The following is an 11,844-nucleotide window of genomic DNA, read 5'->3' on the forward strand; positions in this document are numbered from 1 at the left end:
CGCGTCACCGCGGCGGCCGGGCCGAGGGGGCGGCGCCCGGCAGTCCGGAGGAGCCGGTCCCGCCGGAGAGCGGCTTGCCGTTCTCGTCGGTGGCGGACTCCACGCCCTGGCTCAGCAGCGTGATGTTACCAGCCAGCCATTTCCCCGAGACGAGCTTCATGCTGAGCGCGACCGTGGCGCCGCTGTTGGCCTGCACCGTCTTGCCCGTCGTGACCTTCGTGTTGATGACCACCATGACGTTGGCGGCGCCGCGCTTGACGGCGCCGGGGTAGACGCCGGTGACGGTGGCGCGCGAGCTGACCTTGTTGGTGGTGAAGTAGCTGGTCAGGGTGTCGGCGGTCGGCCGGATGGCGTCGGCGGCGGCCTTGGTGAGCAGCGGGTACTTCGCGGCGAACGACTGGGCCATGTGCTGGTAGTCCCAGTTGAAGAAGACGTCGGCGACCTTGCGCGCGCTGGCGGCGAGGGCGCGCTGCCGGCGGGCGTCCGCGGACAGGTCCCCCTTCTGCTGCCAGACGACGCACAGGAGCGCGGTCACCGCGACCAGCGCGACGGCGGGGACGATCGTCAGGACGCGCGTGGCGATGCTCATGCGACGGCTTCTCTTGCCGAACGGCCCGCTCGCCAGAGACGCCGCCCATACCTTCGGCGCGATCTCGGGGACCCGAGGCGCCGACGTGGCTGCGGCCTTGCGCGTGAACCGGCGCGGCTTCTCCGCCGGGGCTCTTTCGGTGGAGGCGGCCGGCTCCGCCGCTTCCCCGGCCGCTTCTTCTTCGCCTTCCTCGCGCTCCGCGGCCGGGCTCTTCTTCCTGACGACGACGTAGACCCGCTCGTACTCCTCGTCGTCTTCCAGAAGGTCCGCTTCCTCGATCTGCTGGATGTCCTCGGCGGGCGTCCGGGCGGCCGGTGCCTTGGTCTTCATCGGCTTCTCCTTCTCCAGATCGGGCGCCAGGCCACGCCGAGCATGCTCATGACGACGCGCAGCAGGACCAGGCCCGCCAGCAGGGGCGGCAGGTAGATCAGCCACGCCGGCGGCCCGTGGTGCTCGGGGGCGGTGTCGGCGGCGTTGCGGGCGGGCACCGCGGTCGCCGTGGTCGAGGTCCCCGTCGCGGTGCCGCTCTTGCCGGCCGTCTCCGCTTTCTTCAGCGGGGGGCTCTGATGGGCGGGCAGGTCGATGCCGGGGCAGGTGGGGATGCGCGGGATCGACGGCAGCGGCGTGAGGTTGCGGTATTCGACGGCGCCCTTCTCCGGCGTCAGCGTGAGGATGAACTTGATGTTGAGGTTGGGCTGGCCGTTGACGAACGTGATGACGCCGCGCATCGCGGACGCCAGCTGGGGCGACCACTGCAGGCCCCGGGAGAGGTCGGACACGTTGGCGGGCGTCAGCAGCGCCGGCAGGGCGTCGTTCAGAGCGCCGAGCATGCACTGCGCGGCCGGCCGCGACTCGCGCAGCACCTTGGCGGTCCGCGTGAGCAGGTCGGGGGTGGTGTCGCGGATCTGGGCGAGCGAGTCGTTCACGTCGGCGAGCGAGGAGGTGAGGTCGGCGGTGGCGGTGATACCGGCGGCGAGGTCGGCGCGCTTCCCGGCGAGGACGCCGGTCAGCGTGCCGAGGTTGGTGATCAGGCTGTCGAGTGTGCCGGTGTTGCTCGCGAACGTCCGGGCGAGCTGGGAGGCGCCGTCGACGCTGAGCCGGAGCGTGTCGCCGCGCCCGTCCAGTCCCCGCGCCAGCTCCCGGGTGACGATCCTGAGGTTCGCGGGGTCGAGTCCGTTGACGGCCTTGGTCACCGACGCGAACAGGTCGCCGTAGCTCTCGCTGACGCTCGTCCTGGACAGCGGGATGACGTCGCCGGGGCGCATCGGCGGTGCGCCGGCCCGGCCGTCCGCCGGTTCCAGGTCCACGTACGGCTCGCCGATCGCGGACTTGAGCGCGGCCGTGGCGGTGACGCCCTGCGGGACCCGCCGGCCCTTGTCGATGGCGAGGCGGACGACGACCTTCCCGCCGTCCAGCCGCACCGAGTGGATCTTGCCGATGGCGACGCCGAGGTAGGTCACGTCGAAGCCGGGCTGCAGGCCGCGCGAGTCGGTGAACTGCGCGCTGAGCCGGTACGGGCGGGAGAACGGGTCGAAGCCGAGCACGTTGCGCACCGCCCACACCGTCAGGACGGCGCCGAGCAGCGCGAACACGGCCAGGTTGACGCGGATCCGGCGGGTCACCGCTGCGGTCCCAGCATCCGGACGAGGTCGGCCAGCGACGACGGCGTGCGCCCGCCGCCCCGGGTGGCCGAGCCGTTGAAGTCCATCACCGGATAGGTGAGGAGTTGCCCGTTGTAGACCTGCCGGGGCATCCGGGTGACGAACTCCTGGAGGCGGTTGATGAGCGTGCCGAGCTTGGTCTTGTCGGAGGTGAGCACCTGCAGCGTCGGCCCCATCTGCTCGATGAGTCGGCGGAGCTGGTCGGTGTGGCCGATGAGGACGGTGTCGTTCACGGTCCGGGCGAGGTCGGAGAGGGAGTGCACCGCGGTGAGGATCTTCTGCCGGTCGTCGGCGAGGAGTTTCGTGGCGTCGGCGACCCGTCCGGGCAGCCGCTTCAGCGAGTCCTCGTGCGCGGCGAGCTTCTTGCCGAGGCCGGCGAGGTCGTCGACGGCCTGTCCGAGTTGCTCGCGGCGGGCGCCGAAGGTCGTCAGCAGCGTGTCCGCGTTGGCGATCATGGCGTTGAGCTGCGGGCCGCGGCCGGCGAAGGCGGTGCTCGCGGTGCGCACCAACCCGGGGGCGTCGCCGTCGGCGAGGGCGCCGACGAGCGGGGCGGCCTTGCCGACGATGTCCTCGAAGCCGGGGCTGGTGGTGGTCTGGGCGAGGCGGGCGTGGTCGGCGAGGAACGGCCCCTGGTTCAGCGCCCGGCCCGGGGGCGGCTGGAGCTGGACGTAGTTCTCGCCGAGCAGCGAGGTCGTGGTGACCTTCGCGGTCGTCCCGGTGGGGACGCGCACGCCCTTCTTGATCGACATGGTGACCCGGGAGCGGTAGCCGGTCCCCGCGTCCACCAGCGTGATCCTCGTGACGGAGCCGACGGCGACGTCCGCGACCTTGACGCTGTGCCCGGTGACGAGGTTCTGCACGTCGGTGAAGTCGGCGGTGAGGGTGAGCGGCCCCTTCGGCGCGTGCAGCGTCTGGACCGAGCAGCCGGACAGCGCCGCGCAGCCCGCCAGCACCGAGCAGAGCACGAGCGTCCCGGCGCGCAGGAGAGTTCGTCTCACGGTGGCTCCTACTGGCAGTTGGAGTAGGGGGGCGGGAGCGGGCACGGCACGCTCTCGTCGATCGTGGGCGACTTCAGGACCGCGGCCAGGTAGGACCGCGCGAAATTGTCGAGGGTGACCCGCAGGACGATCGCGTGGTTCTCCGGCTGGTAGGCGTTGACGAACTGGAACGCGATGTTCGGCAGCGCCTGCAGCACGCCGCCGAGCGTGTCCGCGCTGCCCTTGAGCGTCAGGCTGACCTGCGCGGTCTTCTCCAGGTCGGAGGGGATCGTGTCCTGGTGCATCTTGATCAGCACGTCGCCGCGCTTGGCCAGGTCGGCGATCGCCTCGACCAGGGTCCGGATGCTCTGGCGCTCGTTCGCGAGCATCGTCGACGCCTTGGAGAAGTCGCTGACGAGCCGGCCGAGCGTCTTCTCCCGGCCGCGGACGATCCCGGCGAGCCGGTCGAGGTTCTGCGCGACCTTCAGCAGCTGCTCGTCCTGCCCGGCGAGGCTGTTGACCAGCTGCCCCGCCTGCTGGAACGCCTGGTTGAAGGCCGCGCCGTTGCCGTCGAGGGTGCCGGCGGCGTTGCCGAGCGCGGTGTCGGCCTTGGCGGGGTCGACGTTGTCGAGGAGCCTGCCGAACGACTTGAGGGCGTCGTTGACCTCGACGGGGACCTGCGTCCGGTCGGTCCGCAGCACGGCGCCGTCCGCCAGCCTCGCCAGGCCGGGGTGCCAGGCCGGGCTGAACGTCAGCGTGCGCTCGCCGATCAGGCTCAGCGGCACGATGGCGGCGGTCGCCGCCGCGGGCAGCGGCACGTCGCCGTCGATCGAGGCGACGACGCGGACCTGCCCGTTCACCGGGGTGACCGAGTCGACCTTCCCCACGTTGACGCCCATCACCTGCACCCGGGAGCCGGGGTAGAAGGACACGGCCCGGGTGAAGTACGCGGTGATGTGGTACGACGGTGTCGTCGACAGCGCGCCCGGGAGCACCGAGCAGGCGCTGAGGGCGGCGCCGAGCACGATTGCCATGGCGGCGGCGAGCGGGCGGCACGGTGGTCGCATCCTCATCCTCCGACCTGCCCCGTCGGGACGAGCGGGTAGTTGGGCGGGTTGAAGTTCGGCTGGGGGCCGACCACGCCGGGCTGGACCGGGCCGAACCCGACGAAGCCGCCCTCCATCCACCGGCCGCGGCGGCTGCCGGCGGTGCCGAGGCCGTAGAACGCGGGCCCGAACCAGGCGAACGCGACGTTCATGGACGGCAGGTTGTCGCCCGCCACCGTCTGCGCGGCGAGGTGGAAGTCGTTGAGCACCGTGTTCAGCTGCTTCTGGTGCGTGGCGAGGGTGTCGTCGAGGGTCTTGACGACCCGGCTGCCGCTGCCGAGCGCCGCGGCGAGGTCGTCGCGCCGCCGGACCAGCTCCTTCAGGAGCGTGTCGCCGTAGTCGAGCAGCTGCGTGAGCTGCCGGTCCTTGGACGCCAGCGCGCCGCTCAGCTTCCCGCTGTTCGCGATGATCGCGGCGACCTGCGGGAAGGAGTCGTTCAGCGCGGCGCTGACCTTCCGCAGGTCGGCGAGCATCTTCGCGGTCTCCTGCTGGGACGGCAGCTTCACCTTGGCGGCCTCGGCGAGCAGCCGGTCGACCGACCGGGCGTCCAGCTTCCCGGCGATGGTCGACGCGGAGCCGAGCGTGTTGCTCAGCGTGTACGGGATGCTGGTGCGCTCCAGCGGGATGCGCCTCCGGCCGTCCGGCAGCGTCTTCAGGTAGGGCCGCGCGACCGGCCCGGACAGCCGGACGTACTGCCCGCCGAGCAGGTTCGACAGCCGGATGTCCGCGTGCATCCGCGGCCCCAGCCTGATCCCGGAGTCGACCTTCCAGGTGACGACGACGTGGCCGTTGCGGAAGTCGGGGCGGACGCCGGTGACCTTGCCGACCTTCACGCCGGCGAGCTGCACCTCGGCGCCCTTCTGCAGGCCACCGGTGCCGGCGAAGACGCCGCTGACGGTGTAGCCGCCCTGGAAGAGGCCGAGGGTGCCGTAGGCGTACGCCGCGATCACCAGCGCGGCCAGCGTCGGGATCGTCACCGCGGCGATCGCCACGGGACTGCGGTCGCGGAACGACCGCGTGAACGCGTCCTTCATCCGGCCTCTCGTCCGGTCCGTCCGCCCCATCACCCGCCCCCGTTTTGGCCGCCGAGGAACGCCAGCTTGACCATGGCCTGGAACACCCGCTGCTGGTCGGGGCTGAGCTTGGCGCCGTCGCCGGTCACCGCCGCCCCGTTGCTGGAACCACCGGAGCCGCCGCCGGGGCCGCCGGCGGGCGGGGGCGGCAGGTTCTCGGGGAACGGGCAGGTGTCGCTGTAGACGACGTTCATGCAGAGCGCGTTGCCGCGCAGGAACTTGCCGCCGTCCATGAGGGTGAGCAGCGCCTGCAGCGCCGCCGGCAGGCTCTTGATCATCTTGTCGATGTCGCGCATCCGGCGGTGCGCGATCTCCATCAGGTCGGTGGTGCCCTGCACCAGCCGGCCGAGCTGCGGGGCGGACCCGCCGAGCACCCTGTCCAGGTTGGTCGCGACGTCGCCGAGCCGCGTGCTCGCGGTGCCGAGGGCGGTGCGGTCCTGCGCGAAGGCCCGGGTGAGGTCGGTGAGGTTGCCGATGGTCTCGGTGATCTGCCGGTCGCGGGCCGCGAGCGCGTCGGTGACCGTCTTGTAGTCGCCGATCATCCGCCGGATCGTGTCGCTGCGCGACCCGAGCGTGCGCAGCAGCGCCGCCAGGTTCACCGACATCTGGTCGATCCTGTCCTGGTTGCCGTCCAGCGCGGTCGCGAACGACTGCAGGATCTTGTTGATCTCGTCCGGGTCGATCCCGCCGACCAGCGGCCCGAGGTCGTTGATGAGCGCGCCCAGGTCGGCCGCCGACCTCGTCCGGGTGAGCCGCTGGCCGTCCTTGAGCATGGTGCGGCTGGAGCCGGTCTCGAGGTAGATCTCGCGCTTGCCGATGAGGTCCTTCCAGCGGATGACGGCCGAGGAGTCCACCGGGATGTGCAGCGACGGGCGGATCTTCATCCCCACCACGGCCCGGCCGTCCACGACCCTCACCGAGGTGACCCGGCCGACCGGGGTGCCGGCGACCTTCACCTCGTCGCCCGACCGCAGGCCGCTGACGTCGTCGAACGTCGCCCGCAGATGCAGCCCGGACCCGAGGTCGGTGCCGACGATCCGGAACGCCATGTAGACGGTCAGCAAGGTCGTGACGACGCCGAACACGAGGAACTTGCGGGCCGAGCGCATGTCCAGGCCCTGCGTGCGCAGCCGGAGCCGGCGTGAGGCGGCCATCACTCGCCTCCGTTCGCGGGAGGGTTCGGCTTGTTCGGGACCGCGGGCTCGATCGGCCCGCAGATCCCCGGCAGCGAGTCGCACAGCGCGGTGCTCGGGTTGATGTGGATGGTGACCCGCGAGAGCAGCGTCCCGTGCGGCCCCGGGATGTTGGCGATGCCGGCCAGCTGCGTCAGGATGAGCCCGCTGCTGCTGATGAGGTCGGGGAAGTAGCCGCGGTACTTGGACAGGACTGCGGCCGCCGGTGTGAACGCGTCGAGGACGCGGCCCGCGGCCTTCGGGTTCGAGGCGAGGATCTGGTTCAGGGTGCGGGCCGACTCGTCCAGCCCGGCGAGCATCTTGGCGAACTGCCCGGGGTCCCCGGTGATGGACGGCGCGACCTTGTTCAGGTCGTCGGTGATCCGGCCGATGTCGTCGCCGTGCCGGGCCGCGGTCGCGGCGAGCGCGCCGCCATTGCCGATGAGCGTTCCGAGGTCGCCGCTGCGCCGCGCCGTGACGCCGAGCAGCTTCGAGGAGTCGTCGACCAGGCTCGCGAGCTCGGCGCCCCGGCCGTCCAGCCCGGTCCCCAGCGACCGCATGATGGTGGCGACGTCGTCCGGGCCTAGCGCGTCGAGCAGGTCGACGGTCGGCGCGGCGACGTCGGTGAGGTCCTGGGGGTCGCTGGTCCTGGCGATGGTGCCGCCGTCGCGCAGGTACGGCCCGCCGCCCTCGCCGCGCCCGGGCCGCAGGTCCACGTACTTGGGGCCGAACGCCGACAGCGGCGAGATCGCCGCCTCGGCGGTGACGGGCGCGCGGACCCCGCGGTCCAGCCGGATCCGCACCAGCGCCTTCCCCTCGGGGGTGAGGCGGACCGAGGCGACCTGCCCGACCCTGACGCCGCGGATCTTGACGTCCGAGCGGTCGTCCAGCCCCTCCCCCGCGCGGCCGAACGTCGCCTTCAGGTACGTCGAGCCGGGGTGGGTGTCGCGCGCGGCCAGGTAGGACCCGAGCCCGGCGGCGGCGACGAGGGCGGCCCCGAGGGCGCCGAACCGGCGGCGGGTGCGCGGCGTGAGGTCGACGGTCCTCATCCGGTCAGGCTCACTGTTCCGCCGTTGCCCCAGAAGATGTAGGACAGCAGCAGGTTGACCATGACGATCGTCACCATCGACTCGCGGATCGCCTGCCCGGTCGCCAGCCCCACCCCGACCGGCCCGCCGGAGGCGTTGTAGCCGCGGTAGCAGTGGATGAGCACGATGATCACCGTGAATACCACGACCTTGACCACGCTGTAGAACACGTCGATCGGCGGCAGGTAGAGGTGGAGGTAATAGTCGTAGATCCCGGGCGAGATGCCGAAGAAGTCGATGGAGATGATCCGGGTGGCGAAGAAGCTGGCGAACAGCGCCAGCAGGTACAGCGGGACGAGCGTGACCAGCGCGGCCGCCAGCCGGGTGCAGACCAGGTAGGCGAGCGAGTTGATGCCCATGACCTCCAGGGCGTCGATCTCCTCGGAGATCCGCATCGCCCCGAGCTCGGCGGTGAACGACCCGCCCAGCTGGAACACCATCGCGACCCCGGCGATGATCGGCGTCACCTCGCGGACGTTGGCGTAGCTGGCGATGATCCCGGCGAGCGACTGCACGCCGACCCGCTGCAGACCGGGGATGGCCTGCAGGCCGACGGTGGTGCCGGTGAAGAACGACATGAAGAAGATGACGACGACCATGCCGAGGCCCATCACGACCGCGCCGACGCCGGCGCTGATGTCGCTGACCTGCCGGACCACGGCCTTCAGGTGCTTCCCGCGCGCGATGTCGGCCACCATGTGGTGAAGGACCATCCCGGAGAAGACCAGGAACTCGGTGAACTCGGGGGCGCGGGGGCGCCATCGGCGGCGCAGCACCACGGCCGCGCGGTACGGGACGATGGAGTTCATCAGAGATCTCCGTCAGATCCGGGGCGGGAAGAGGCTGTAGGCCAGCGTGGACAGCACGTAGTTCGCCGCGAACACCAGCATCGCGGCGACGACGGCCGACTGGTTGACCGCGCGCCCGACGCCGCTCGCGCCGTACCGGCAGGTCATGCCCTTCCAGCAGGCCACCGCGGCGGCGATGAAGCCGAACACCCACGCCTTGAACAATGTGATCAGCAGGTCGGAGAGCTGCAGGAGCGACGTCGCCCCGTCGAAGTAGGACCCGGGCGTCACGCCCTCCCGGATCACGTTGAAGAAGAACCCGCCGGCGATGCCCGCCAGGATGATCAGCGAGCAGAGCATCACGCCGACCGTGCTGGCCGCCCACAGCCGGGGCGTGACGAGCCGGTGCACCGGGTTGATGCCCATCACCTCCATGGCGTCCAGCTCGTCGCGGATCCGCCGCGAGCCGATGTCGGAGGTGATGGCCGACCCGCCGGCCCCGGAGATCAGCAGGGCCGCCGCCATCGGCGCCACCTGCGTGACCAGTGCCTGCACGACGGTGGCGCCGGTGCCGGACTCGGCGCCGATCTGCCGGACGATCTGCCCGACCTGCAGCGCGATCGTGCCGCCGAGCGGCAGCGCGATCAGCATGACCGGCAGGGTCGTGACGCGGGCGATGAACCAGCACTGCTCGATCCACTCGACCCACCAGCGGCGCACGTCCCAGGTCTTGCGGAAGCCCTCGAGCGTGATCGCGAACAGCAGGCCGGCCTGCTCCAGCCAGCCGAACAGCAGCCGTCGCGGCGCCCCGGCCCAGGAGGGCCGAGGCGCGCGCAGGCGGTGTCCCGCTGCCGCGCTCATGGACGTGTTCCCTGCCGTTCGCGCATCCCCTGCTCCCCCTCGTCGGACGGCGGCCCGAAGCGCGTTGAGAACCTTCGGTGTCGAGTGTGAGAGTTCAGTTCTTCATTTCGAGAACATCTATAAGCAGATTTCGAGTGTGTGACTCTCGTCTCACGCGAGAGACAGTACATCCTCGGCCTCGTAGTACTGTCAAGTGGCTGTCTGCTAAAGGACGCGGACTGTGCGTGATCACAACGGACGGCGCCCGCCGCACGGAAACAGCAGAGGGCGGCCACGCCGCGGCGGGGCGGTACGAGGGCGTCCGGAGGCCGCCGGCACGGCCTCCGGACCGGCGGGCCCTCAGCGCAGGACGAGCGGCAGCCGCTCCCATCCCCGGACGGTCGAGGTCTGCGCCAGCGTGGCGCCGTCCCAGTCGACCTCCCAGTCGGGGAAGCGCCGCAGAAGTTCCTCCAGCGCGATCCGGCCCTCCAGCCGGGCGAGCGCGGCGCCGAGGCAGTAGTGCGCGCCGACGCCGAACGCCAGGTGCTGGCCGATCTTGCGGTGGATGTCGAAGCGGTCCGGGTCCGGGTAGCGCCGCTCGTCGCGGTTGGCGGCGGCAAGGACGAGCATCATCGCGCTGCCCTCCGGCACCGTCCGCCCGTAGAATTCCACGTCCCGGGTCACGTACCGCGCCGCGAACGGGCCCGGCGACTGGTAGCGCAGCACCTCCTCCACCGCGTTGGGGATCAGCGACGGGTCGTCGGCGAGCTCGCGGCGCTGGTCGGGATGCTCGGCGAGGACCGACGCGATCCACCCGATGAGCCGTCCCGTGGTCTCGTTGCCGGCGCCCGCGACGACCGTGCAGTAGACGAGCACCTCGTCACGGGTGAGGGTGCGCCTCTCGCCGTTCTCGTCCTCGAACTCGGCGTTCATCAGCATCGTCATGAGGTCGTCGGACGGATGCTCGCGCCGCCAGTCGATGTAGTCGCCGAACATCTGGTTGCTGAGCCCGGCGCCGCCCTGCAGGTCCATCTGCCCGCCGGCCTCGGTCCGCAGGCTCTCGTCGGCGGACTCGCGCAGCGCTTCCAGGTCGGAGTCGGGGATGCCGAACAGCATGCCGATGACCCGCATCGGCATGTCGGTGGCGACGGCCTCGACGATGTCGAACCGGTCCCGTCCCACCAGTGGGTCGAGGGTGCGCACGCAGAAGTCGCGCACCCGCGGCTCCAGCTCGGCGATGCGGCGCGGGGTGAAGACGCGGGCCAGCAGCCGGCGGTGGATGTCGTGGATCTCGGGGTCCTCGAAGATGAGGGTGCCGGGCGGCATCACGATGCCCGACTTCACGAACTCCAGGATGTTGCCGCGCGCCGAGGAGAACGTCTGCCAGTCCGGCAGGCACCGGTCCACGTCGTCGTACCGGCCGAGGGCGTAGAAGTCGTGCTCCTCGTTGTAGTAGAGCGGCGCCTCGTCCCGGAGCCGCCGGTACGCCGGGTAGGGGTCGGGGGTGAACCGCGGGTCGTAGGGGTCCCAGGAGAAGGCTTCGTTCGTGTCCGCCTCGCGGGTGCTGATGTCGTCGGTGCCCATCTGGTCCCTCCGGGTCACTTGAGCATCGAGCCCGCGTCGATGGGGAGCGGGACGCCGGTGATATAGCGGGCCTCGTCCGAGACGAGGAACAGGACGGCGTTGGCGATGTCCTCGGCCTCGACCCAGGGCACCGGGAGCGCGTTCATCATCTGCGAGATCGGCGCCATGTCCTCCTGGGTCGGGTTCTCCAGGTCGGGACGGAACATCCGGTAGGTGAGGTCGTTCAGCAGCATCGGCGTGCCCACCTGCGTCGGGTGGACGGAGTTGACGCGGATGTTGTGCTGCGCGAGCTCGACGGCCATCGACCGCATCAGCCCGACCACGCCGTGCTTGCCGGCGACGTAGTTGGCGATGTTCGGGTGCGCCTTGAGGCCGCCGACGGAGCTGGTCAGCACGATGGCGCCGCCGCGCCCGCCTTCGATGAGGTGCGGGATGGCGGCCTTGCCGGTGTGGAAGACGCCGGTCAGGTTGACGTCGATCGAGTCGCGCCACAGCTTCTCGTCGAGGTCCTGGAGGGGGGCGCCGTCGGCGGCGAGGCCGGCGTTGGCCACCACGATGTCGAGCCGGCCGAGCTGGGTGACGCCGTCGTCGACGGCGGCCTTCAGCGCGTCGTAGTCGCGGACGTCGGCCTGGGCGGCGATGATGCGGCGGCCCGTGGCCTTCACCTGCGCGACGGTCTCGTCCAGGTCCTCGGGGGTGGACATGGGGATCGGCACGGTGTCGAGCTGCTTGCAGATGTCGATCGCGATGATGTCCGCGCCTTCCTGCGCGAGGCGCACGGCGTGGGCGCGCCCCTGCCCGCGGGCGGCTCCGGTGATGAACGCAACCTTGCCTTCGACTCGTCCGGGCATCGCTTCCTCTTCTCTCGGGTGGGGGTGGGCTACGGGCGCCCGGCCCGCCGCCGGCGGCGGACGGCCAGGAGCACCATGAGCAGGGCGAGGCCCGCCGCGGCCGGACGTCGATGGT

The 11,844-nt window shown here is 71.2% G+C and carries 11 protein-coding genes; all 11 read right to left on the reverse strand.

Going from position 1 to position 11,844, the window contains the following annotated elements; all coding sequences use genetic code 11:
• Positions 1-4 precede the first annotated feature (4 nt).
• Positions 5-919 carry a hypothetical protein gene (locus ABT299_RS43830; protein WP_500254395.1) on the reverse strand — a complete coding sequence of 305 codons (915 nt, stop codon included), beginning with the start codon at positions 917-919 and terminating at the stop codon, positions 5-7.
• Positions 916-2,211 (reverse strand): MCE family protein, encoded by a 1,296-nt coding sequence (locus tag ABT299_RS43835; RefSeq protein WP_500254396.1) that lies wholly within the window; start codon positions 2,209-2,211, stop codon positions 916-918. Before ABT299_RS43835 ends, ABT299_RS43830 begins: the two co-directional genes overlap by 4 nt.
• Positions 2,208-3,248 (reverse strand): MCE family protein, encoded by a 1,041-nt coding sequence (locus tag ABT299_RS43840; RefSeq protein ID WP_500254397.1) that lies wholly within the window; start codon positions 3,246-3,248, stop codon positions 2,208-2,210. Before ABT299_RS43840 ends, ABT299_RS43835 begins: the two co-directional genes overlap by 4 nt.
• Positions 3,249-3,256: 8 nt before the next feature.
• Positions 3,257-4,294 (reverse strand): MCE family protein, encoded by a 1,038-nt coding sequence (locus ABT299_RS43845; RefSeq protein ID WP_500254398.1) that lies wholly within the window; start codon positions 4,292-4,294, stop codon positions 3,257-3,259.
• Between the two features lie 2 nt (positions 4,295-4,296).
• Positions 4,297-5,367 carry an MlaD family protein gene (locus ABT299_RS43850; protein ID WP_500254399.1) on the reverse strand — a complete coding sequence of 357 codons (1,071 nt, stop codon included), beginning with the start codon at positions 5,365-5,367 and terminating at the stop codon, positions 4,297-4,299.
• Positions 5,368-5,396: 29 nt separating this feature from the next.
• Complete coding sequence (locus ABT299_RS43855; RefSeq protein ID WP_500254400.1) at positions 5,397-6,560, reverse strand: MCE family protein; 1,164 nt, start codon at positions 6,558-6,560, stop codon at positions 5,397-5,399.
• Positions 6,560-7,627, reverse strand: coding sequence for an MCE family protein (locus ABT299_RS43860; protein ID WP_500254401.1), 1,068 nt, complete (start codon positions 7,625-7,627; stop codon positions 6,560-6,562). Before ABT299_RS43860 ends, ABT299_RS43855 begins: the two co-directional genes overlap by 1 nt.
• Positions 7,624-8,475, reverse strand: a complete 852-nt coding sequence (locus ABT299_RS43865; protein WP_500254402.1) for an ABC transporter permease — start codon at positions 8,473-8,475, stop codon at positions 7,624-7,626. The genes ABT299_RS43860 and ABT299_RS43865 overlap by 4 nt, the downstream gene beginning before the upstream one ends.
• Before the next feature lie 12 nt (positions 8,476-8,487).
• Positions 8,488-9,315 (reverse strand): MlaE family ABC transporter permease, encoded by an 828-nt coding sequence (locus ABT299_RS43870; protein WP_500254403.1) that lies wholly within the window; start codon positions 9,313-9,315, stop codon positions 8,488-8,490.
• Between the two features lie 339 nt (positions 9,316-9,654).
• Entirely contained in the window at positions 9,655-10,878 is a 1,224-nt protein-coding gene (locus tag ABT299_RS43875) for a cytochrome P450 (protein WP_500254404.1), read from the reverse strand.
• Between the two features lie 14 nt (positions 10,879-10,892).
• On the reverse strand, positions 10,893-11,729 hold the full coding sequence (locus ABT299_RS43880) for a mycofactocin-coupled SDR family oxidoreductase (RefSeq protein ID WP_500254405.1): 837 nt from the start codon (positions 11,727-11,729) through the stop codon (positions 10,893-10,895).
• Positions 11,730-11,844 lie beyond the last annotated feature (115 nt).

The sequence above is a fragment of the Spirillospora sp. NPDC000708 genome, assembly GCF_040299565.1.
GTDB lineage: Bacteria > Actinomycetota > Actinomycetes > Streptosporangiales > Streptosporangiaceae > Spirillospora.